The following is a 22,812-nucleotide window of genomic DNA, read 5'->3' on the forward strand; positions in this document are numbered from 1 at the left end:
AGGGGGTGTGCAGGGGGACACTCCCCGCAGGCGACCGAAGCCCCGGTTGCGTCCATACACTTCGGCCGCTCCAGGCGCCGAGGAGATGGCCCCCTGCGCGCCCCCGCCCCACAGACCAGCCAATGCGCACCCGCGCGACAGCGCATGCGCGGGCCAGGCCCCCTACTCCCCCACGGGAACCTCCGCCGCGGTCCGCAGATCAACTTCGCGCCAAAACCCAGCGCGAATCGCATATCGATCATGCTCATCGATCTGATCGTCCTTATGGGCCAGCAGCCCGAACCGAGCCGCATACCGCAGCAGCTCACCGTCGATCCGGTGCGGAATCCGGGGATACTCCGTAGAGATCTGCTGAAGATGCGCCGCATCGGACAACCGCTCCGTCCAGCGGCGGGCGAACACCTGCCCCACTTCGAACGGGTCGCCGCTGACCGCCGTGATGTCCTCCTCGCGATCCGCCCACCGCTGCTCCGCACTCGTGAGCTGGGCCAGGGTCGGCAGGGACGCGGTTTCGGGGGGTTCGCCGACGGGGCCGCCGCGCTCGACCCAGCCCTTGTCGGAGGACCACCGCAGCGTCGCGCTCGGTACGGGTGCCGGCGTCGCGGTGGCCCCGCCGGGCCCGGTGCCGGGGCCGCGGTTGAGGCCGGCGAGGTCCTTCGGCGTGGGGACCGGAGCGCCCCGGCCTCCGGCCGGACCGCTCTCGCCGTCCCGTTCACCCGCGCCCGACCGGGCGCATGTACGTGCGGGCCGAGCCGTACCGTTCGCACCGTTGCGCTCGTGTCCATCGCCCCGCTCCGCCTCGTGCGCGGCGGACGCCGCGGCCGCCGCCGCGGCGGCGACGGCGGATTCGGGCAGCGGGGCCGAGAGGATCGCGGCGATCTCGGGCCGCGGCACGGGCGGCGGCGCGCAGGGTCCGCCGAGTTCCTTCAGGCGTACGGCGCGGGTGATCCATTCCCGGTCGAGCACCCGCCGCTCATCGGCCTCGGCGACCAGGTCCTCGGACTGGTTGTAGTCGCCGTCGGCCGCCTGGACGGCCCACAGGTGCACGGCGACGCCGTGTTCCTTGGCGGACATCAGGCCGGGCAGCAGGTCGCCGTCGCCGGTGACGAGCACGATGTCGGAGCAGGCGCGGTTGCGCGCCAGTTCGGTCAACTCCGCGTGCATCGCGGCGTCGACACCTTTCTGGGCCCAGCGTCCGTCGCTCCGGGTCAGGGCGCCGAGCCGGACCGTGACGCGGGACATGACGCGCAGCCGCCGGTGCTCGGGCTGCGGTACGCGGTCGGGCGCGCCGTCGAACCAGTAGATGCGCAGCAGCGGCCGTTCCGTGTCGGCCTCGGCGCGCTGGCGCAGGCCCTGGATGAGCTCGGCGTGATCGACGGTGATCCGGGAGCGGGTGGGCTCTCCGGCGAGCAGGCTCGCGGCGGCGCCCAGCAAGTATCCGGCGTCCACCAGGACGACGCAGCGATCCACGTTCCACCCTCTTCCCTGAGGTGCTGAAGTCGGACGCCCCCCGGCTCGGCCTGTGGCACGAGGTTTTCCTACGGCTTTCCTTCGAGTCTGCCCGACCGTACGGGGGTTAACTGCCCGAACTCGATCATCGGCGTGGCGGATTCGCCGCCGAGGGCGAACACACCACGTGACGCACCGTATAACTGACGGTAATTGTCCAAAATGCGTCCCTCAACGTCGCGTGTAAGCCTGGTCACGGCCCCGATCCCAGGATCCCCCTCAGGAGGCACGATCATGGCCAAAAACAAGAATCGCGACCGCAATCGGCAGCAGAAGAGTGCGCAGGACGCCGAGCGCGGCCGCGAGGAAGCACAGAAGTCGGCGATGGAGGCCCAGGCGTCGGCCCAGGCGTTCGAGGCGACCCCGAGCGATGTTGCCCGTAAGCACCAGCGCCGTTTTGGTCACAACTGATCGCTGCCGCGCGGCAGTAGCAGTAGAGGGGCGCACCCGTCCGGGGTGCGCCCCTCTTCGCGCTCCATGCGCCACCGGGTCGCGCCGTCCGGTGGACGCCCCCGATTTTGTTCCCGGAGTGAATAAACGGGAGGGGCGGGCAGCCTCGGCCGCCCGCCCTCACCGGCTCACCCCGCCAGGCAGGACGGGCCCAGCAGCACCTTCAGGTCACCGAAGAGCGACGGATCGGGCGTGACCCGGTGCCGGTCGAGCCGGAGCACCGTCGTCTTGCGCGTGCCCTGGAGCTTGATGCGGACCTCGGTCGCGCCGCGGTGGCTGGTGAGCACCTCGCCGAGCTTCTCGACCAGCGGCGGGGTGACCTTGACCGTGGGGATCGTGATCGTCACGGGCGCGTTGGCACCGGCCTCGGAGAGGTCGGGGACCATCATCTCCATGGCGACCAGCCGCGGGATGTCCTCGCGCTTGTCGAGGCGTCCCTTGACGAAGACCACGGTGTCCTCGACGAGTTGGGTGGACACCAGCTGGTACGTCGCCGGGAAGAACATGCACTCGATGGAGCCGGCCAGGTCCTCGACGGTGGCGATGGCCCACGCGTTGCCCTGCTTGGTCATCTTGCGCTGGAGGCCGGAGATGATGCCGCCGATGGTGACGATCGAGCCGTCGGAGTAGTCGCCGCCGGTCAGCTGGGAGATCGCCGCGTCCGCCTTGTCGGACAGCACGTGCTCCAGGCCGAACAGCGGGTGGTCGGAGACGTACAGGCCGAGCATCTCGCGCTCCTGCGCGAGCAGGTACGTCTTGTCCCACTCGATGTCGGAGAACTCGATGTCCAGACCGAAGCCGGGGCCGTCGTCGGAGCTGTCGTCGCCCATGCCGCCGAAGAGGTCGAACTGTCCCTCGGCCTCCTTGCGCTTGACCTGCACCACGTTGTCGATCATGGCTTCGTAGTGCGCGATCAGGCCCTTGCGGGTGTGCCCCATCTCGTCGAAGGCGCCCGCCTTGATCAGGGACTCGGTGGTGCGCTTGTTGCACACGACCGCGTCGACCTTGTCGAGGTAGTCGGGGAAGGAGGCGTACTTCCCCTTGGCCTTGCGGCAGCGGATGATCGAGTCGACGACGTTCTGGCCGACGTTGCGGACGGCGGTGAGGCCGAAGAGGATCACGTCGTCGCCCTGGGCTGCGAAGTTCGCCAGGGACTCGTTCACGTTCGGCGGGAGCACCTTGATGCCCATGCGGCGGCACTCGTTCAGATAGACCGCCGACTTGTCCTTGTCGTCGCGCACCGAGGTGAGCAGCGCGGACATGTACTCCGCCGGGTAGTTCGCCTTCAGGTAGGCGGTCCAGTACGTGACGAGGCCGTACGCGGAGGAGTGGGCCTTGTTGAACGCGTAGCCGGCGAACGGGACCAGCACGTCCCACAGGGCCTGGATCGCCTCGTCGCTGTAGCCGTTCTTGCGGGCACCGGCCTGGAAGATGGTGAAGTTCTTCGCCAGCTCCTCGGGCTTCTTCTTGCCCATGACGCGACGGAGGATGTCGGCCTCGCCGAGGCTGTACCCGGCGATGATCTGGGCGGCCTTCTGCACCTGCTCCTGGTAGACGATCAGGCCGTAGGTCAGGCCGAGGGTCTCCTTGAGCGGCTCCTCCAGCTCCGGGTGGATCGGCGTGATCTCCTGGCGGCCGTTCTTGCGCTCGGCGTAGTTGATGTGCGAGTTCATGCCCATCGGGCCCGGGCGGTACAGGGCCGATACGGCGGAAATGTCCTCGAAGTTGTCGGGCTGCATCTGGCGCAGCAGCGAGCGCATCGGGCCGCCGTCGAACTGGAAGACGCCGAGGGTGTCACCGCGGCAGAGCAGTTCGAAGGTCTTGGGGTCGTCCAGCGGGACTTCCAGCAGCTCCAGGTCGACGCCCTTGTTCGCCTTCACCATCTTCAGGGCGTCGTCCATGATGGTGAGGTTGCGCAGGCCCAGGAAGTCCATCTTCAGCAGGCCGAGCGACTCGCACTGCGGGTAGTCCCACTGGGTGATGGTGACGCCGTCGGTGTGCCGCACCCAGACGGGGGCGTGGTCGATGATCGGCTCGCTGGACATGATCACGCCGGCCGCGTGCACACCCATCTGCCGGACCAGGCCCTCGACGCCCTTGGCGGTGTCGATGACCTTCTTCACGTCCGGCTCGTTCTCGTACATCGACCGCACCTCGCCCGCCTCGTTGTAGCGGGGGTGCTGCGGGTTGGTGATGCCGTCCAGGTCGATGCCCTTGCCGAGGACGTCGGCGGGCATGGCCTTGGTGATGCGGTCGCCCATCGCGTACGGGTAGCCCAGCACGCGCGCGGAGTCCTTGATGGCGTTCTTCGCCTTGATCTTGCCGTACGTACCGATCATGGCGACCTTGTCCTCGCCGTACTTCTCGGTGACGTACCTGATCACCTCGACGCGCCGACGCTCGTCGAAGTCGATGTCGACATCGGGCATGGACACGCGCTCGGGGTTCAGGAACCGCTCGAAGATCAGGCCGTGGGTGACCGGGTCGAGGTCGGTGATGCCCATGGCGTACGCGACGATCGAGCCGGCCGCCGAGCCACGGCCGGGGCCCACCGCGATGCCGTTGCGCTTGGCCCACATGATGAAGTCGGCGACCACGAGGAAGTAGCCCGGGAACCCCATCTGGATGATGACGTCCATCTCGTACTCGGCCTGCTTCTGGCGGTCCTCGGGGACGCCGCCCGGGTAGCGGCGCTCCATGCCGCGGCGGACCTCCTCCTGGAACCAGGTGACCTCGGTGAAGCCCTCGGGGATGTCGAACTTCGGCATCAGGTCGCGCTTCTCGAACATGCCGGTGGTGTCGATCTGCTCGGCGACCAGGAGGGTGTTGCGGCAGCCCTCCTGCCAGGCGTCCGAGGAGTCGATGGCGTACATCTCGTCCGTGGACTTCAGGTAGTAGCCGGTGCCGTCGAACTTGAAGCGGTCCGGGTCGGTGAGGTTCTTGCCGGTCTGGATGCACAGCAGGGCGTCGTGGGCGGTCGCCTCGTGCGCGTAGGTGTAGTGGGAGTCGTTGGTGACCAGCGGGGGGATGCCGAGCTTCTTGCCGATCTCCAGCAGGCCGTCGCGGACCCGGCGCTCGATCTCGATGCCGTGGTCCATCAGCTCCAGGAAGTAGCGGTCCTTGCCGAAGATGTCCTGGTACTCGGCCGCCGACTTCAGGGCCTCGTCGAACTGGCCGAGGCGCAGCCGGGTCTGCAGCTCACCGGAGGGGCAGCCGGTGGAGGCGATCAGGCCCTCGGACCACTGGGAGATCGTCTCCTTGTCCATCCGGGGCCACTTCTGCAGCCAGCCTTCCTTGTACGCGTCGGAGGAGAGCTTGAAGAGGTTGTGCAGCCCGGTCTTGTTCGCCGCCCAGATCGTCTTGTGGGTGTAACCGCCGGAACCGGAGACGTCGTCGCGCTTCTGGTGCGGCTGGCCCCACTGGATCTTGCGCTTGGTACGCCGCGACTCGGGCGCCACATACGCCTCGATGCCGATGATCGGCGTCACACCGGTCTTCTGCGCGGCGTGGAAGAAGTCGTAGGCGCCGTGGAGGTTGCCGTGGTCGGACATGGCGATGTGCGTCATGCCCATTTCCTTGCACGCCTCGAACATGTCCTTCAGCCGCGCGGCACCGTCCAGCAGGGAGTACTGGGTGTGCACGTGCAGATGCGTGAAGGGCGGCTTGGCCACGGTGGACGACCTCCGGACGGGGAGCGGCGGGGATTCTCAGGACGGTCTCGAAGTCTACGACCCTCCACCGACACCCCGGGGGCCCGGCACGCGGTCCGGGCGACCGGCCGCCGGGCACCCCTGAGTAGCCTCGGCCGTTGGAAGAGACGGCACACCCGTCTGCATCATCTGCCCCAGGAGGCACACCGCGATGTCGTCCCAGCACGTCCCGGCGCCGGACGCCGATCGGCGCGGCGAGGAGATCCTCGCCGTCTTCGACACCGCCTTCGGACAGCTGCTCGCCGCCGACCCGGCGGCCTTCCGCGTCAAGTTCCGGAAGATGGCCGCGTCCGCCTTCGCCTTCTACCGGGGCACGGCCTGCCTCTTCTACCACGACCTCCAGGCGCAGGACGGCGGCGCGGGCAGCGGCCCGTACGAGGACGAGCAGACCGGCCGGGTGTGGATCCACGGCGATCTGCACGCCGAGAACTTCGGCACGTACATGGACGCCACCGGCCGGCTGATCTTCAACGTCAACGACTTCGACGAGGCGTACGTAGGCCCCTTCACCTGGGACCTGAAGCGCTTCGCCGCCTCGGTGGCCCTGCTCGGCTACGCCAAGGCGCTGAGCGACGGGCAGATCGGCGAGCTGGTGGGGATCTACGCCACCGCCTACCGCGAGCGCATCCACGCGCTGGCGACGGGGGCCAAGGACGACGACGTGCCGCCCTTCACCCTGGACACGGCCGAGGGCCCGCTGCTGGGCGCGCTGCGCATGGCCCGCTCGCTGACCCGCTTCGGCCTGCTGGACTCGATGACCGAGATCCGCGACTTCGAGCGGCGCTTCACCGAGGGCGGCGGCACGGTCGAGCTGGACGCGGCGACCCGCTACAAGGTCCTGGCGGCCTTCGACGGCTATCTGGAGACGCTGCCCGAGTCCAGCCTGACCCGCCCGGACTCCTACCGGGTCAAGGACGTGGTGGGGCGCCGCGGCATCGGCATCGGCTCGGCGGGCCTGCCCTCGTACAACATCCTGCTGGAGGGCAACAGCGACGCCCTGGAGAACGACGTCGTGATCTACATGAAGCAGGCGCAGACCCCGGCGGTCTCGCGCCACATCACCGACCCGCGGGTGCGCGGCTACTTCCACCACGAGGGCCACCGCACGGTGATCTCGCAGCGCGCCCTCCAGGACCACGCCGACCCGTGGCTGGGCTGGACCGAGCTGGACGGCGCCGGTCAGCTGGTCGCCGAGATCTCGCCGTACGCGGTCGACCTGGACTGGTCGGACATCGACGAGCCGGAGCAGATCGCGGCGGTCGTCGCGGACCTGGGGCGGGCCACCGCGACGATGCACGCCGCCGCGGACGACGAGAGCGGTCACTCCCTGGTGCCGTTCTCCACCGAGCGCGCCATCGACGCGGCGATCGCCGCCGACGAGGAGGGCTTCGGCCAGCTCCTGGTGGACTTCGCGCACGCGTACGGTGCCCGGGCCCGCGCCGACCACCAGATCTTCGTGGACCTCTTCCGCAACGGACGCATCCCGGGGCTGTGAGCCCGCCCACCGGGTGAGCCGGGTCACGGGGCGCGGCGGGCCCGCACGGGGCCGGGGCGAGAGTGCGCGACACCGTGTTCACGCCTCTTAGTCCCCGCTTACACCGGACCATGGCAGACTCGCAGCAATGGACATCTCGGCGGCACACCTGCGGGCACTGCGCGCGGCGCTCTTCACGGCGCTGTGCGTGACGCTGTCCGCCGCGGGCCATGTGCTGCTGTCCCGGATGCCGCTGCCGCTGACCCTCGTCGCCGCCCTCTCGGCCGCCGTCTTCACCGTCGCGTACGCGCTGGCCGGCCGGGAGCGCGGCTTCTGGCGCATCGCCGCGCTGCTCGTACCGCTGGAACTGGCCGCCGACACGGTCTTCTCCGCAGGTCAGCACACCTGTTACGGACGGGCCGGCGGGCCGGTCACCGGTCCGCTGCGCTCCCTGGGCGTGGACCTGCTGTGCGGCGGCGGCAATGTGGGCACGCCGCTGGCGCACCTGTCCGGCGACGATCCGGCGCCCGTCTCGACCTGGCTGCTGCTGCTCGCCGTGCACGTCGCGGTGGGGCTGCTCGCGGCGGCCTGGCTGCGGCGGGGCGAGGCGGCGCTGGCCCAGCTGCTGGGGGCCGTGACCGCGTTCGCGTTCCGGCCGCTGCTGCTGGCGGTGGCGGTCGTCCGGGCGCTGCCCGTACCGCACCGCCCGGCCGCCCGGCCCACGCGCACCGAACCGGTCCCGCGGGCCGTCCCCCTCCTCGTGCACTGCGTCGTACGGCGTGGACCGCCCTGTTCCCTCGCCGCGTAGCCTTCGGGCCGCGGCTCACCGGACAGGCACCCGTTCACACCTTTCCCAGGAGCAGGACAGTCATGAGCAACCGCAACAGCCAGGCCAACAAGCAGGCAGCCCGCGAGCGGCTGCGCATCGAGCGCGAGCGGCAGAAGAAGAAGGAGAAGGTCCGCCGGCAGCTGACCGTCGGCGGCGCGATCGTCGCGGTGCTGGCCATCGCGGGCGGCATCGGTGTCGCCGTGGCCAACTCGGGCGGCGGCGATTCGGGCGGCGGCGCCGACAAGTGGGCCAAGGCCGCGAGCGCCAAGCTGGTGCAGCCGGCCAACACGTCCGGCAAGAACGGCCTGGACATCGTCATCGGCAAGAAGGACGCCAAGCACACGCTGACGCTCTTCGAGGACGCCCGCTGCCCCGGCTGCGCGAGCTTCGAGCAGAACGTCGGCGAGACGGTCCAGAAGGACATCAAGGCGGGCAAGTACAAGGCGTCCTTCCACCTGGGCACCTTCCTGGACAACAACCTCCAGGGCACCGGCTCCAAGAACGCGCTCAGCGCGATGGGGGCCGCGCTCAACGTGAGCCCCGACGCGTTCCTGAAGTACAAGGAAGCGCTGTTCTCGAAGAAGTACCACCCGGAGGAGACCGGCCCGGACAAGTTCGCCGACAACGACTACCTGCTCAAGGTGGCCGGCACGGTGCCGGACCTGAAGGGCAACGCCAAGTTCGAGAGCGCCGTGAAGGCCGGTACGTACAACCGCTGGGCGCTGGAGATGTCGGAGAACTTCAACTCCTTCAAGGACGTCAAGAGCACGCCGACGATCAAGCTGGACGACACGGTGCTGGGCACCGACTCGCCGAACGGCAAGGTCGCCCCGTCCTCGCCGGACGCCTTCAACGCGGATGTCGACAAGGCGATGAAGGGCTGACCGCGCACGCCTCTCCTTGAGCGCCCTTTCCGGAGCCCCGGACCGACGCCCCGGTCCGGGGCTCCGGCGTTCGCCGATGCCAAATCTTGACCCGGCGACTCGCCGTGCCCATGGCAGACTCCGGGCATGGAGCGGACCGGGGCACGGCCGGGGACACCCTCGGGTGTCCCGCTGCGCGCGGTACGCGCCGCGGTGTTCGCCGCGCTGTGCCTGACGCTGTCCGCCGCCTCGCACGTCCTGCTCACCCGCACCCCGGTGGCGCTGTCCACGCTCGTCCCGGCCGGCGCCGCGGTGTTCGCCCTCGCGTACGCCCTGGCGGACCGCGAGCGCGGCTTCCGACACATCGCCGGGCTCCTCGTGCCACTGGAACTGGCCGCCGACACCGTCTTCACCTCCGGCCAGCACACCTGTTACGGGCCGGGCGGCGGCCCGGTCACCGGGCCGCTGCGCTCGGTCGGCGTGGACCTGCTGTGCGGCGGCGGTGAGCTGGGCCCGGACAGCTCCCACGCCCTTCGGGCCGTGGAAGACGCCCCGAAAGGCGCGGTGGTACTCCCCTGGCTGCTGCTCGCCGCGCACATCGCCGTCGGCCTGCTGGCCGCGGCCTGGCTGTGGCGGGGTGACGCCGCGCTGGACCGGCTGCTGTACGCCGTACGGGCCTGCGCGTTCCGGCCGCTGCGGCTCATGGCCGCCGCGTCCGCCGCCGGTCCGTGCGCGGTACGCCGCCGGGTACGCCCCTTGCGTCCTCTCCCCCGGCCCCGGCCGCTCCCCCGGCTCGGCCACTGCGTCGTACGGCGCGGTCCGCCCCGGCCCCTGACCGCCGCGTACTGACATGCACGTACCAAGGGAACCGGGACAGGGAGTCGGGAAGCACCATGAGCGACCGCAACAGCCAGGCGGGCAAGCAGGCGGCCCGCGAGCGGATACGCGCCGAGCGTGAGCGGCAGAAGAAGAAGGAGAAGGTCCGCCGGCAGCTCATCGTGGCGGGCTCGGTGGTGGGCGTCCTCGTCGTCGCCGGCGGGATCGCCTTCGGCATCATGAAGGCGAACGAGCCCACCGGGTGGGAGGCGGCCAAGGAGGCCGACCTGGTCAAGCCCGCCAACACCGGCGGCAAGAACGGCACCGAGATCGTCATCGGGAAGCCGGCGGCGAAGGAGACCCTGGAGGTCTTCGAGGACATCCGCTGCCCGGCCTGTGCGAGCTTCGAGCAGAGCGCGGGCCCGGCCCTCCTGAAGGGCATGGAGGACGGCCGCTACAAGATCCGCTTCACCATGTACACGTTCATCGACGGCGGGCAGGGCGGCGAGGGCTCCAAGAACGCGCTCAGCGCGCTCGGCGCGGCCCTGAACGTGAGCCCGGAGGCGTTCCTCAAGTACAAGACCGCGCTGTACTCCGAGAAGAACCACCCGGAGGAGGCCGACGACGCGTACGCCAAGGACGCGAAGCTGCTCGCGGTGGCCGACCAAGTGCCGGAGCTGAAGGGCAACGAGAAGTTCCGGGCGGCGGTCAAGAACGGTACGTACGACCGCTGGACGATGGAGATGACCGCGCTCTTCGGCCGCAAGGGCGTGACCGGCACGCCGGCGTTCCTGCACGGCGACAAGAAGCTCAAGCTGCCGCCGGTCCCGCAGCAGCAGATGACCAAGCAGCAGTACTACGAGCTGGCCACCGCCAACTTCAACAAGATGATCGACGACGAGTTCGGCCCGGCGAAGAAGGAGGGGGAGGACCAGAAGAAGGACGCGGCGAAGTAGCCGCGGCCCGTTCGGCGGACGGCGGTTTACGGATCGGCGAACTTTGTGCCGCGGGCCTCCCCACTTGCCCTACGCGACAGTATGGTCATCGGCCGTGACCGACCATGACCAGATATCGCGCCGTACCGCCGTCACGGCCGCAGCCGCCTCCGCCGCCCTGCTGCCCTTCGCCACCGCGGGCCCCGCCCACGCCGCCGGGACACGCGCCACCGACCGGGCCCGTACGGGCGCGCCGCAGGTCTTCCAGCACGGCGTGGCCTCCGGCGACCCGCTCCCGGACGGCGTCCTGCTGTGGACCCGCGTCACCCCCGAGCCCGGCGCTGTGCCCGGCTCGGGCCTCGGCCGGGACACCACGGTGGGCTGGGAAGTGGCGGCGGACCAGGACTTCGGCTCGGTGGTCGCGCGGGGAACCGCGACCACCACGGCCGCGGCCGACCACACCGTCAAGGCCGACGTACGCGGCCTGGCGCCCGCCACCACCTACTACTACCGCTTCACCGTCGAGGGCACCCGCTCGCCCGTCGGCCGCACCCGTACCGCCCCCGCGCACGACGCCAAGGCCCCCAACGTCCGCTTCGGCGTGGTCTCCTGCGCCAACTGGGAGGCCGGCTACTTCTCCGCCTACCGGCACCTCGCGGCCCGCCGCGACCTGGACGCGGTGCTGCACCTCGGCGACTACATCTACGAGTACGCGACCGGCGGCTTCCCCTCCCCGGGCAAGGTCGTACGGCAGCACTCCCCGAAGCACGAGATCATCACGCTCGCCGACTACCGGACCCGGCACGGCGTCCACAAGACCGACCCCGACCTCCAGGCCCTGCACGCCGCGCACCCGATGATCGCGATCTGGGACGACCACGAGTTCGCGGACAACGCCTGGTCGGGCGGGGCGGTGAACCACACCCCGGGCACCGAGGGCGACTGGGCGGCACGGATGGCCGCCGGCAAGCGCGCCTACTTCGAGTGGATGCCGGTACGGACCTCGGTCGCGGGCACCACCTACCGCCGGCTGCGCTTCGGCAAGCTGGCCGATCTGCACCTGCTCGACCTGCGCTCGTTCCGCGACCAGCAGGCCGGGGTGGGCAGCGGGAAGGTGGACGACCCGGACCGTACGATCACCGGGCGGGCCCAGCTGGACTGGCTCAAGGCCGGGCTGGAGCGCTCGGACACCGCCTGGCGGCTGGTCGGCACGTCCGTGATGATCTCCCAGGTCGCCTTCGGGTCCGTACCGGCCCATCTGCTGGCGCCGCTCGCGAAGCTGCTGGGGCTGCCCAAGGAGGGCCTGGCGGTCAACACCGACCAGTGGGACGGCTACACCGACGACCGGCGCGAGCTGCTGACGCACCTGCGCGACCGGGGCATCGGCAACACCGTCTTCCTGACCGGCGACATCCACATGGCCTGGGCCAACGAGGTGCCGGTCAAGGCCGCGACCTACCCGTCCGCGCCGCCGGTCGCCACCGAGTTCGTGGTCACCTCGGTCACCTCCGACAACGTGGACGACTTCCTGCACGTCGCCCCGCACACCGTCTCGCTGGTCGGCGTCGCCGCCGTCCGGGCCGCCAACCGCCACGTGAAGTGGGTGGACATGGACTCGCACGGCTACGGGGTCCTGGACGTGACGGCGGAGCGCACCCAGATGGACTACTTCACCGTCTCCGACCGCACCGACCCGCACGCCACCACCGCGCCGGCACGCTCCTACCGGACCCTCTCGGGCACCCAGCGGGTGGAGCGGGTCCGGCAGCCGGTGCGCTGACCCGCCGCCGGGCCCGGCACCACCGTTACAGCGAGTCGAGGAAGCCGAGGGCGACCTTCCAGGCGCTCTCGGCGGCCTCCGCGTCGTAGTCCGGCAGGTCGGGGTCGGTGAACAGGTGTCCGGCACCCTGGTAGCGGTAGACCTCCACGTCCGCGCCGGCCCGCCCCATGCGCAGGTACCAGGCGTTCAGCCAGTCGTGCGGCTCGAACGGGTCCGGGTCCGCGACGTGCAGCTGTACGGGCAGCTCGTCGACCGCCGCGTCGTCGGCGATGTCCGAGGTGCCGTGCATCAGCAGCAGCCCGCGTGCCTTGTCGTCCGCCAGGGCCAGGTTCTGGGCGACCGCGCCGCCGAAGGAGAAGCCCGCGTAGACCACGCCCCGGTCGGAGTACGGGGCCACGGCCACCACCGCGCGGCGCAGCAGCTCGTCCTTGCCGATCTCGTCCTTGATCACCACGCCGTCCTCGACGGTGTCGGCGGTCCGCCCGTCGAAGAGATCGGGCACGACGACCTCGTGCCCGGCCTCGCGCAGCCGGTCGGCGGCGGCGTGCACAGCGGGACGCAGACCGCACACCGAGTGGAACAGAACAACCGTCGAGGGTTTCGCGGACGGCGCGGACGGCGAGGCGGGCGAAGAGGCCACTGAGTTCACTTCCCTGTCATTGAATCGCACTTCCACCATCGTGCCAGTTACGGTCGGGAGGAACCGGCACGAAGCTGACCACAACTAGGAGGACCGAAGTGTCCATGGAGGACGTGCTTCGTCCGCTCATCGTCGTAGGCGGCTCCATAGTCGTGACGCTCATTCTGGGCTGGCTGGTCGATCTGGCGCTGCGCCGGGCCGACACCGCCCGCCCCGACACGCCACTGTGGGGCCTGCTGCGGCGCTGCCGCGTCCCCCTGCAAGTGGTGCTGGTCACCGCGCTGCTGCGCGGGTTCTACGACAGAACCGGCGTGGAGTTCATCGAGGACCACGAAGCCGGTCTCGGCCAGGTCCTCTCCCTCATACTGATCGCGGCCACCGCCTGGCTGGCCATCCGCGCCGCCGCGGCCATCGTGGAGTCCTCGTACTCCCGCTACGCGGCGGGCGCGCGCGACGCCGCCCGGGTGCGCCGGGTCCGTACCCAGGTCACCCTGATCCAGCGGGTGGTCACGGCGATCGTCATCGTCGTCGCGGCCGCCTCGATGCTGCTGACCTTCCCCAAGATGCAGACCGTCGGCCAGTCCATGCTGGCCTCGGCCGGACTGGTCGGCATCGTCGCCGGTGTGGCGGCGCAGTCCACGCTCGGCAACCTCTTCGCCGGCCTGCAGATCGCCTTCGGCGACATGGTCCGCATCGGTGACACCGTGGTCGTGGACAAGGAGTGGGGCACGGTCGAGGAGATCACCCTGACCTTCCTGACCGTACGGACCTGGGACGAGCGCCGGATCACCATGCCGGTGTCGTACTTCACCAGCAAGCCGTTCGAGAACTGGTCGCGCGGCGGCGCGCAGATGACCGGCACCGTCTTCTTCCACCTCGACCACGCCGCGCCGGTGGAGAAGATGCGGCACCGGCTGCACGAGATCCTGCAGAACAGCGCCGACTGGGACGGCCGCGGCTGGAGCCTGGTGGTCACCGACACCACCCCCACCACGATCCAGGTACGCGCCCTGGTCACCGCCCGGGACTCGGACGCCATCTGGTCGGTGCGCTGCGAGGTCCGCGAGCGGATGATCGACTGGCTGCGCGCCGAGCACCCGTACGCGCTGCCGCGGGTCGTCACCGCCGCCGCCCCGGACGGCGGGGAGCACGCCGCCCGGCTGGCCGACGGGCAGCGGACCCCGGGCACCCTGGACAAGGGGCCGGGGCTGGACGGCTGACGGGCCGGGGGCGACGGCGCCCTTACGGCAGCGGTGCCCCCCGCAGGCTGCGCATGTCGAGCTGGCGCAGCACCCGGTCCACGATCTCCGGGTCGGCGCCCGGCTCGCTGCGCGCCGACAGCACCTCGTGGCGGGCGGCGGAGAGCATCTCGCCCTGGATGCGCTGCACCTTCTTCATCCGGGTGATGCGCTTCTCGAAGTGCTCGCGCCGGTCGTCGTCCACGATGTCCGGCGCGATACGGGCCCCTATGTCGTACGCGCGCCGGGCCAGCTGCTCGCTGATCTCCTCCGGCATCTCCTCGACCTCCAGGATCTCCTTCAGCCGCCGCTTGGACGCCTTGATCACCCGCAGCGCCAGCTCGTGCTCCAGCTTCTCCTCGGCCTCCGAGTCGGCCCGTACGCGCAGCTTCTTGACCAGCGTGGGCAGCGACAGGCCCTGGACGACGAGGCCGGAGAGCACCACGGCGAAGGCGATGAAGAGGATTTCGTCGCGGGCCGGGAAGTCCGCGCCGCCGTCGATCTGGTACGGGATGGCCAGCGCCAGCGCCACGGACGCCACGCCGCGCATCCCGGACCACCACATGATCACGGTCTCCCGCCAGCTCAGCGGGATGTCCTCGTCGAAGTCCCGGCGCTTGTGCATGCGCTTGGCCAGCCAGGCGGCGGGCAGCAGCCACAGCAGCCGGACGCCCACCACGACCACCACGACGGCGGCCCCGATGCCGAGCATCTCGCCCCAGCGGCCGGACGCGGCCTTGATGACGTTGTGCAGCTCCAGGCCGATCAGGCCGAAGGCGACGCCGGTGACCAGGGTGTCGACGATCTCCCAGAAGGTGTAGCCGGCCAGCCGGCCCATCACATCGTCGGCGTCCACCGCGTACTCGGCCAGGAACAGCGCGGTGGTCAGCACCGCCAGCACGCCGGAGCCCTTGAACTCCTCGGCCAGGACGTAGGCGACGAACGGCACCAGCAGCGTCAGGCCGATCTGCAGCGTCGGGTCGCCCAGCAGGCCCATCAGCTTGTTGGCGGCCCAGCCCAGCACCAGGCCGACCGCTATGGCGACCACCGCGGACAGCACCAGCGAGCCGACCGCGCCGGGCACCGAGAAGGAGCCGCTGACGGCCGCGGCGAGCGCGACGTGGTAGAGCACGATCGCGGTGACGTCGTTGAACAGCCCCTCGCCCTCCAGGATGGAGACCATACGGCGGGGCAGCCCCAGCTTGCCCGCGACGGCGGTCGCGGCGACCGGGTCCGGCGGCGCGACCAGGGCGCCGAGCACCACCGCGGCGGCGATCGGCATGCCGGGGACGACGGCGTGCGCGACGGCGGCGACGGCGGCCGTGGTCGCGAAGACCAGGGCCACCGCCAGCAGGAAGATGGGCCGGATGTTGGCCGTGAACTGCCGCCAGGAGGTGCGCTGCACGGCCGCGTACAGCAGGGGCGGCAGCACCAGCGGCAGGATGTACTCCGGCGGCACCTCGACGTTCGGTACGAACGGCAGCAGCGCCAGCACCGCGCCCGCGAGCGTCATCAGGACCGGCGACGGCAGGCCCAGCCGGTCACCGACCGGGACCATCACCACGGCCCCGAGCAGTAGGACGAACATCAGGGCCAGCTGATCCACGGTGGCGCGCTCCGGGGTCGAAATCGATCACGTTCCGCCCCCAGCCTGCCATGGACCGCGCAAAAAACGCTCGGACGAGCGTTCCGGCCGCTCGTCCGTCCGGCCTATCTCCGCGCCCGCGTCTCAGGCCGCGCGGGTCAGGCGCTCTCCGCCCGCACCCGGTCCAGGGCGCGCTGGAGATCGTCGGGGTAGGCGCTCTCGAACTCCACCCGGCGGCCGTCGGCCGGGTGCTCGAAGCCGAGCTGCACGGCGTGCAGCCACTGGCGGGTGACGCCGAGACGCTTGGCGAGGGTCGGGTCCGCGCCGTAGGTCAGGTCGCCGACGCACGGGTGGCGGTGGGCGGACATGTGCACGCGGATCTGGTGCGTACGCCCCGTCTCCAGCTTGATGTCCAGCAGGCTGGCGGCGCGGAACGCCTCGATGAGGTCGTAGTGCGTCACGGACGGCTTGCCGTCGGCCGTCACCGCCCACTTGTAGTCGTGCTGCGGGTGGCGCCCGATGGGGGCGTCGATCGTGCCGCTGAGCGGGTCGGGGTGGCCCTGCACCAGGGCGTGGTAGCGCTTGTCGACCGTACGCTCCCGGAACTGCTGCTTGAGCAGGGTGTACGCGCGCTCCGACTTGGCCACCACCATCAGGCCGGAGGTGCCGACGTCGAGGCGGTGCACGATGCCCTGGCGCTCGGCGGCGCCGGAGGTCGAGATCCGGAAGCCCGCGGCGGCGAGCCCGCCGATGACGGTGGTGCCCGTCCAGCCGGGGCTGGGGTGCGCCGCGACGCCGACCGGCTTGACGATCACCACGATGTCGTCGTCGTCATGGACGATCTCCATGCCCTCGACGGGCTCCGCGACGATCTCCACCGGCGGCGCGGCCTGCGGCATCTCCACTTCCAGCCAGGCACCGCCGTGCACCCGCTCGGACTTCATGACTTCGGCGCCGTCCACCCGGACCTTCCCGCCGGCCGCCAGCTCGGCGGCCTTCGTACGGGAAAAGCCGAACATCCGGGCCAGCGCGGCGTCGACGCGCTCGCCCTCCAGGCCGTCCGGTACGGGCAGGGTGCGGATCTCGGGAATCGTGCTCACCCCACCGAGTATGGCAGTCCCCGGTGACACTCCCGCCGGGGACCGTGTGCCCGGCGGCCCGCCGGACCTTCGGGCCGTCAGTCCCCCGGGCCGTCAGTCCTTGTGGACCGTGCCGTCCGGGTCCAGGCCGCGGAAGGACAGGATCACGATCAGGATGCCGCCGCAGACGATCGCCGAGTCCGCGAGGTTGAACACCGCGAAGTGGGTCGGCGCGATGAAGTCCACCACCGCGCCCTCGAAGACGCCCGGCGTACGGAAGATCCGGTCGGTCAGGTTGCCGAAGGCGCCGCCCAGCAGCAGGCCGAGCGCGATGGCCCACGGCAGGCTGTAGAGCTTGCGGGCCAGCCGCGCGATCACCACGATCACGATCACCGCGATCAGGGTGAGGAAGATCGTCAGCGCCTCGCCGATCCCGAAGGCGGCGCCGCGGTTGCGGATCACCTCCAGGCGCAGCAGCGAGCCGATCACCTCGATCGGGGCGTGGTGCTCCAGCTTCGCGACCACCAGCGCCTTGCTGCCCAGGTCGAGGAGGTAGACGATGGCCGCGACCAGGAGCAGCGCGGCGATCCGCCGCTTGCCCCGGCGCGCGGTGGCGCCCGCCTCCGCTTCCTGCTCCGGCCGCTGTTCCCGCGGCGCCGCCCGGTCGCCGTCGCACCCGGGTCCCGGCACCGCCGCCGCTTCCGGCCCGGATTCAGGACCGGTCTCCGGCGTACCGGTGATGCGCTCCGCCTCTGCCACGTTGTGAGCCCCTCAGCCCGTCGAGTCCGCACGCCAGGCCGCCCCCGGCTGAGGACGAGAGTACGGCACAGGCGTGCGGACACCGCCGGTACGGGGGCCATCGGCCTCGGGTGATGTCCCCGCGCCCGGCCGGACGGCCCGTCCGCCGGGCCGCCCGTCACTGGCGCCGTTCCTGTTTCTGCTTGCACTCCACGCACAGCGTGGCCCGGGGAAACGCCTGCATACGGGCCTTGCCGATCGGCTTGCCGCAGTTCTCGCACAGGCCGTACGTGCCCGCGTCCAGCCGTTCCAGCGCGCGCTCGGTCTGCAACAGCATCTCGCGCGCGTTGGAGGCCAGCGCCATCTCGTGCTCGCGGGTGATGTTCTTGCTGCCGGTGTCGGCCTCGTCGCCGGTGCCTTCACCGGTGTCCCGCATCAGCCCGGCGAGCGCGTTCTCGGACGCCTCGATCTCGGTACGCAGCCGGGTCACCTCGTCGTGCAGTTCCGTACGCGCCTCGGCGACCTCCGCCGGGGTCCACGGGTCCTCGCCGGGCCGTACCGCCAGCTCGCCGGGGGCCGCCGCGGCGCGCGCCTTGGGCACCGCGCCCGCCGTCCCGTCCTGTTCCGCCTCGGCGGTCGGTGCCCCGCCCGGAGTCTGCTTCTCCACCACCGTCTTGGCTCCCGTCTTCTTCGCCGGCACCGCCTTCCCGGCGGGTGCGGTCTTCTTCGCCGCCTTCCTCGGCGCGGCCTTCCCGGCCGGGGACTTGCCGTTCGGAAGGGGATCCCCGGCCTCCTCCAGTGCCCCGGCGGCCGCCGTCTTCCCGGCCGCCGTCTTTTTCGCAGGTGTCTTCCCGGCCGCCTTTTCGGCCGTTTTCTTGGCCGTTTTCTTGGCCGCTTTCCGGGCCCCGGGCTGCTCCGGCGCTCCGTCCGGCGCGTCCGGTACGGCCTCCGTGCTCATCGCCGCGGCGGCGGACACCCGCTTCTTCGCCGCCGGGTCCGGCTTGCCTGCCGCGGCCTTGCCGGCAGCCGCCGTGCTCTTCTTCGCGGCGGTCTTCTTCGCCACCATGGCCGCGACCCCTTCACGTATGTGATCATGCTCGCGAATCGTGACCGGAACGATAAATCGCCTCAAGGCACGCGGCAACGGGACGCACCGCCCTTTCCCACCCGGTCCCCCCACGCGGGAGCCCGGTCTGCATCCGTTGTGCCCCCCTGCCCGCCCGGTAATCCGCCAGCCCACGGCGCGCGTGGCCGCCGGCGCGGCCCGCCCGCCGCGCGGGCGCCGACTCCCGCGCCCTGCGTATCGCCATTCGGGTCACGCCCTCGGCGCCCGCTACCTCAGTCGGCGCAGCCCGGGAAACCGGTCGGCCCGCACCCCCGGTGCCCCGTACACTGGGGGAAGCGAAAGGCGCGGATGGGACGAGTAGCGTCGTACGCAGCCACCAGCGATCCGGGGACGGTGCGAGCCCGGAGGCGTGCGCGATGTGAAGATCACCCCGGAGCCGCCGGAAGAAAGCCGCACTTAGCCCCGCGGTGAGTAGAACCGGCCTCGCGACCCCAATGAGGGGGCGGTGGAGCGCTCACCGCCAAGGAGGGTGGTACCGCGGGAGTGCAGACTCTCGTCCCTCCGGACGGAGAACGCAGCAGGTGTCCGCCGGAGGAACGCCCCGATGTCACAGCCTCAGTACCGCCAGGTACCCGCCCAGGTAGACCTGCCCGCCCTTGAGCACGCGGTGCTCGACTTCTGGCGGGAGCAGAAGGTCTTCGCCCGTACCCTCCAGCAGTCCGAGGGACGGCCCGAATGGGTCTTCTACGAAGGTCCGCCGACCGCCAACGGCATGCCCGGCGCCCACCACATCGAGGCCCGCGTCTTCAAGGACGTCTTCCCCCGCTTCCGCACCATGCGCGGCTACCACGTCGGCCGCAAGGCCGGCTGGGACTGCCACGGCCTGCCGGTCGAGCTGGCCGTCGAGAAGGAGCTGGGCTTCAACGGCAAGAAGGACATCGAGGCGTACGGCATCGCCGAGTTCAACGCCAAGTGCCGCGAGTCGGTGACCCGCCACACCGACGCCTTCGCCGCCCTGACCACCCGGATGGGCTACTGGACGGATCTGGACGAGCCGTACCGCACCATGGACCCCGACTACATCCAGTCGGTCTGGTGGTCGCTCAAGCAGATCTTCGACAAGGGCCTGCTGGCCCAGGACCACCGCGTCGCCCCCTGGTGCCCCCGCTGCGGCACCGGCCTGTCCGACCACGAGCTGGCCCAGGGCTACGAGACCGTCGTCGACCCCTCGGTCTTCGTCCGCCTCCCCCTCACCTCGGGCCCGCTGGCCGGCGAGGCGGCCCTCCTGATCTGGACGACCACTCCCTGGACCCTGGTCTCCAACACGGCGGTCGCCGCCCACCCCGACGTCACCTACGTCGTGGCCACCGACGGCCAGGAAAACCTGGTCGTCGCCGAGCCCCTGCTCGAAAAGGCCCTCGGCGAGGGCTGGACCGCCACCGGCCGCACCTTCACCGGCCGCGAGATGGAGCGCTGGGCCTACCGCCGCCCCTTCGACCTGGTCGAGCTGGAGGACGCCAACTTCGTCGTCAACGCCGAGTACGTCACCACCGACGACGGTACGGGCCTGGTCCACCAGGCCCCGGCCTTCGGTGAGGACGACCTCAAGACCTGCCGCGGCTACGGCCTGCCGGTCGTCAACCCGGTGCGCCCCGACGGCACCTTCGAGGAGGGCCTCGCCCTCGTGGGCGGCCAGTTCTTCAAGAAGGCCGACGAACGCCTCGTCGCCGACCTCGACGCCCGCGGCCTGCTCTTCCGGCACCTCGCCTACGAGCACAGCTACCCGCACTGCTGGCGCTGCCACACCGCGCTCCTCTACTACGCCCAGCCGTCCTGGTACATCCGCACCACCGCGGTCAAGGACGCCCTGCTGCGCGAGAACGAGCACACCAACTGGTTCCCGGAGTCGGTCAAGCACGGCCGCTTCGGCGACTGGCTGAACAACAACATCGACTGGGCGCTCTCCCGCAACCGCTACTGGGGAACCCCCCTCCCCATCTGGCGCTGCGCCGAGGACCACCTCACCTGCGTCGGCTCCCTGGCCGAGCTCACCGAACTCACCGGCACCGACCAGTCGGACCTGGACCCCCACCGTCCGTACATCGACGCCGTCACCTTCCCCTGCCCCACCTGCCAGGGCACCGCGACCCGCGTCCCCGAGGTCATCGACGCCTGGTACGACTCGGGCTCCATGCCCTTCGCCCAGTGGGGCTACCCCTACAAGAACAAGGAACTCTTCGAGAAGCGCTACCCGGCGCAGTTCATCTCCGAGGCGATCGACCAGACCCGCGGCTGGTTCTACACCCTCATGGCCGTCGGCACCCTGGTCTTCGACAAATCTTCCTACGAGAACGTCGTCTGCCTGGGCCACATCCTCGCCGAGGACGGCCGCAAGATGTCCAAGCACCTGGGCAACACCCTGGACCCGATCCCGCTGATGGACCAGCACGGCGCCGACGCGGTCCGCTGGTTCATGGCAGCGGGCGGCTCCCCCTGGGCGGCCCGCCGCGTGGGCCACGGCACCATCCAGGAGGTCGTCCGCAAGACGCTCCTCACCTACTGGAACACGGTCGCCTTCCAGGCCCTGTACGCCCGCACCTCCCACTGGGCCCCGAGCGCGTCCGACCCCACCCCGGCCGACCGCCCGCTCCTGGACCGCTGGCTCCTGTCCGAACTGAACGCCCTCACCCAGGGCGTCACCGACGCGCTCGAAAGCTACGACACGCAGCGCGCCGGCAAGCTCCTCTCCTCGTTCGTCGACGACCTCTCCAACTGGTACGTACGCCGCTCCCGCCGCCGCTTCTGGCAGGGCGACAAGGCGGCCCTGCGCACGCTCCACGAGGTCATCGAAACGGTCACCCGCCTGATGGCCCCCATCACCCCGTTCATCACCGAACGCGTGTGGCAGGACCTGATCGTCCCGGTCACCCCCGAAGCCCCCGACTCGGTCCACCTGAGCACCTGGCCCGAGGCGGACCGGTCGGCGATCGACCCGGAGCTGTCCAAGCACATGCTCCTGGTCCGGCGCCTGGTCGAACTGGGCCGCGCCACCCGCGCCGAGTCCGGCGTCAAGACCCGCCAGCCCCTCTCCCGGGCCCTGGTCGCAGCCGCCGGCTTCGAAGCCCTCTCCCCCGAACTGCGCACCCAGATCACCGAAGAGCTGAACGTCTCCACCCTCGCCTCCCTCTCGGAGGTGGGCGGCTCCCTGGTGGACACCACCGCCAAGGCCAACTTCCGCGCCCTCGGCAAGCGCTTCGGCAAGGGCGTCCAGGCAGTGGCCAAGGCCATCGCCGAAACCGACGCGGCAGCCCTCTCCCTCGCCCTGCGCGAGGACACGGCGACCATCACCGTCAACGACGAAACGGTCCCCCTCTCCCCCGACGAGGTCATCATCACCGAGACCCCGCGCGAGGGCTGGTCGGTGGCCTCCGACGCGGGCGCCACCGTGGCCCTCGACCTGGAGATCACCCCGGACCTCCGCCGCGCCGGCCTGGCCCGCGACGCCATCCGCCTCATCCAGGAGGCCCGCAAGAACAGCGGCCTGGACGTGGCTGACCGTATCGCCCTGCGCTGGCAGACCACCGACGAAGAGGTCCACAAGGCCCTGACCGACCACCAGTCCCTCATCAGCGAGGAAGTCCTGGCCACCGACTTCGCCCAGGGTGAGGCCGACGACACGTACGGCCCGGCCTTCGAGGACGAAAGCCTCTCCCTGAAGTTCCGGCTGAGGAAGACGGAGGCGTAAAGCCCCCGGTCACCACGCCCAACGGCCCCCGACGCGCGATGCGTCGGGGGCCGTTCTCGTACAGGCCAAGCGAATCCGTTGTGGCACACCAGCCCGAACCGACCGGAAAGCCGCAATACGGCCGGGCTCGGGGACACGTAGGGGTCTCCCCGCAGGCGACCGAAGCCCCGGTTGCGTCCAAACTATTCGGCCGCTCCAGGCAACGTGGGGGCACCCCCGGCCGGAGGCTGGGGGAGAGAGACCCCGTCAGCGGGGCCCCGAGCCCCCACCCACGGGCAGCCCGCGCAGACGCGCGCCCCACACAAGGCCCACGCAAAAGAACCGGGCCCCCGGGGAAAACCCCCGGGGGCCCGGC

16 protein-coding genes are annotated in these 22,812 nt (G+C 70.7%); 9 read left to right on the top strand and 7 right to left on the bottom strand.

The genetic code is table 11. The annotated features are described in order from the left end of the window. Positions 1–162: 162 nt before the first annotated feature. The gene (locus tag ADK86_RS21900; RefSeq protein WP_053698118.1) at positions 163–1,470 is read right to left on the bottom strand and encodes an NYN domain-containing protein; all 1,308 of its coding nucleotides are present in this window, start codon (positions 1,468–1,470) and stop codon (positions 163–165) included. A 273-nt stretch (positions 1,471–1,743) separates the two neighbouring features. Between ADK86_RS21900 and ADK86_RS43860 the strand changes: the two genes are divergently transcribed. Continuing rightward, positions 1,744–1,920, top strand: a complete 177-nt coding sequence (locus ADK86_RS43860; protein WP_199834452.1) for a hypothetical protein — start codon at positions 1,744–1,746, stop codon at positions 1,918–1,920. 167 nt (positions 1,921–2,087) lie between these two features. Here the strand turns inward: ADK86_RS43860 and dnaE are convergent, their stop codons facing one another. Then, positions 2,088–5,630, bottom strand: a complete 3,543-nt coding sequence (gene dnaE, locus ADK86_RS21905; RefSeq protein ID WP_053698119.1) for a DNA polymerase III subunit alpha — start codon at positions 5,628–5,630, stop codon at positions 2,088–2,090. Between the two features lie 190 nt (positions 5,631–5,820). Here dnaE and ADK86_RS21910 point away from each other — a divergent pair, with 190 nt between their 5' ends. The 6 genes from ADK86_RS21910 to ADK86_RS21935 all read left to right on the top strand — a co-directional run bounded on the left by ADK86_RS21910 (position 5,821) and on the right by ADK86_RS21935 (position 12,366). Next, positions 5,821–7,164 carry a DUF2252 domain-containing protein gene (locus ADK86_RS21910; protein WP_053698120.1) on the top strand — a complete coding sequence of 448 codons (1,344 nt, stop codon included), beginning with the start codon at positions 5,821–5,823 and terminating at the stop codon, positions 7,162–7,164. A gap of 127 nt (positions 7,165–7,291) precedes the next feature. Next, on the top strand, positions 7,292–7,951 hold the full coding sequence (locus tag ADK86_RS21915) for a hypothetical protein (RefSeq protein WP_030371873.1): 660 nt from the start codon (positions 7,292–7,294) through the stop codon (positions 7,949–7,951). Positions 7,952–8,013: 62 nt separating this feature from the next. Beyond that, complete coding sequence (locus ADK86_RS21920) at positions 8,014–8,856, top strand: thioredoxin domain-containing protein (RefSeq protein WP_053698121.1); 843 nt, start codon at positions 8,014–8,016, stop codon at positions 8,854–8,856. 126 nt (positions 8,857–8,982) lie between these two features. After that, positions 8,983–9,684, top strand: coding sequence for a hypothetical protein (locus ADK86_RS21925; RefSeq protein WP_053698122.1), 702 nt, complete (start codon positions 8,983–8,985; stop codon positions 9,682–9,684). Between the two features lie 44 nt (positions 9,685–9,728). After that, positions 9,729–10,607: a thioredoxin domain-containing protein gene (locus tag ADK86_RS21930; RefSeq protein ID WP_053698123.1), complete on the top strand. Its 879-nt coding sequence runs from the start codon at positions 9,729–9,731 to the stop codon at positions 10,605–10,607. 94 nt (positions 10,608–10,701) lie between these two features. Continuing rightward, the gene (locus tag ADK86_RS21935) at positions 10,702–12,366 is read left to right on the top strand and encodes an alkaline phosphatase D family protein (RefSeq protein ID WP_053698124.1); all 1,665 of its coding nucleotides are present in this window, start codon (positions 10,702–10,704) and stop codon (positions 12,364–12,366) included. Between the two features lie 25 nt (positions 12,367–12,391). On the opposite strand, the gene ADK86_RS21940 is transcribed toward ADK86_RS21935, so the two are convergent. Beyond that, on the bottom strand, positions 12,392–13,006 hold the full coding sequence (locus ADK86_RS21940; protein ID WP_050503464.1) for a dienelactone hydrolase family protein: 615 nt from the start codon (positions 13,004–13,006) through the stop codon (positions 12,392–12,394). Between the two features lie 104 nt (positions 13,007–13,110). On the opposite strand from ADK86_RS21940, the gene ADK86_RS21945 reads away from it, so the two are divergent. After that, positions 13,111–14,226 carry a mechanosensitive ion channel family protein gene (locus ADK86_RS21945; RefSeq protein WP_053698214.1) on the top strand — a complete coding sequence of 372 codons (1,116 nt, stop codon included), beginning with the start codon at positions 13,111–13,113 and terminating at the stop codon, positions 14,224–14,226. 22 nt (positions 14,227–14,248) lie between these two features. On the opposite strand, the gene ADK86_RS21950 is transcribed toward ADK86_RS21945, so the two are convergent. The 4 genes from ADK86_RS21950 to ADK86_RS43865 form a co-directional block, all read right to left on the bottom strand. Then, positions 14,249–15,850: a Na+/H+ antiporter gene (locus tag ADK86_RS21950; protein WP_053698125.1), complete on the bottom strand. Its 1,602-nt coding sequence runs from the start codon at positions 15,848–15,850 to the stop codon at positions 14,249–14,251. Positions 15,851–15,987: 137 nt separating this feature from the next. Continuing rightward, the gene (locus ADK86_RS21955; protein ID WP_030592999.1) at positions 15,988–16,929 is read right to left on the bottom strand and encodes an RluA family pseudouridine synthase; all 942 of its coding nucleotides are present in this window, start codon (positions 16,927–16,929) and stop codon (positions 15,988–15,990) included. A 93-nt stretch (positions 16,930–17,022) separates the two neighbouring features. After that, on the bottom strand, positions 17,023–17,667 hold the full coding sequence (lspA, locus tag ADK86_RS21960) for a signal peptidase II (protein WP_053698126.1): 645 nt from the start codon (positions 17,665–17,667) through the stop codon (positions 17,023–17,025). A 157-nt stretch (positions 17,668–17,824) separates the two neighbouring features. After that, positions 17,825–18,712 carry a TraR/DksA family transcriptional regulator gene (locus tag ADK86_RS43865; RefSeq protein ID WP_053698127.1) on the bottom strand — a complete coding sequence of 296 codons (888 nt, stop codon included), beginning with the start codon at positions 18,710–18,712 and terminating at the stop codon, positions 17,825–17,827. 604 nt (positions 18,713–19,316) lie between these two features. Between ADK86_RS43865 and ileS the strand changes: the two genes are divergently transcribed. Continuing rightward, the gene (ileS, locus tag ADK86_RS21970) at positions 19,317–22,457 is read left to right on the top strand and encodes an isoleucine--tRNA ligase (RefSeq protein ID WP_053698128.1); all 3,141 of its coding nucleotides are present in this window, start codon (positions 19,317–19,319) and stop codon (positions 22,455–22,457) included. The last annotated feature ends 355 nt before the right edge of the window (positions 22,458–22,812 follow it).

Source organism: Streptomyces sp. NRRL F-5755, from assembly GCF_001279365.1.
GTDB classification, from domain to species: domain Bacteria; phylum Actinomycetota; class Actinomycetes; order Streptomycetales; family Streptomycetaceae; genus Streptomyces; species Streptomyces rimosus.

What these genes read in the sequence shown, in the direction of transcription:
- ADK86_RS43860 (WP_199834452.1), top strand. Translation starts at nt 1,744, where the DNA reads ATGGCCAAAAACAAGAATCGCGACCGCAATCGGCAGCAGAAGAGTGCG.
- ADK86_RS21910 (WP_053698120.1), top strand. Translation starts at nt 5,821, where the DNA reads ATGTCGTCCCAGCACGTCCCGGCGCCGGACGCCGATCGGCGCGGCGAG.
- ADK86_RS21915 (WP_030371873.1), top strand. Translation starts at nt 7,292, where the DNA reads ATGGACATCTCGGCGGCACACCTGCGGGCACTGCGCGCGGCGCTCTTC.
- ADK86_RS21920 (WP_053698121.1), top strand. Translation starts at nt 8,014, where the DNA reads ATGAGCAACCGCAACAGCCAGGCCAACAAGCAGGCAGCCCGCGAGCGG.
- ADK86_RS21925 (WP_053698122.1), top strand. Translation starts at nt 8,983, where the DNA reads ATGGAGCGGACCGGGGCACGGCCGGGGACACCCTCGGGTGTCCCGCTG.
- ADK86_RS21930 (WP_053698123.1), top strand. Translation starts at nt 9,729, where the DNA reads ATGAGCGACCGCAACAGCCAGGCGGGCAAGCAGGCGGCCCGCGAGCGG.
- ADK86_RS21945 (WP_053698214.1), top strand. Translation starts at nt 13,111, where the DNA reads ATGGAGGACGTGCTTCGTCCGCTCATCGTCGTAGGCGGCTCCATAGTC.
- ADK86_RS43865 (WP_053698127.1), bottom strand. Translation starts at nt 18,712, where the DNA reads ATGGTGGCGAAGAAGACCGCCGCGAAGAAGAGCACGGCGGCTGCCGGC.
- ileS (WP_053698128.1), top strand. Translation starts at nt 19,317, where the DNA reads ATGTCACAGCCTCAGTACCGCCAGGTACCCGCCCAGGTAGACCTGCCC.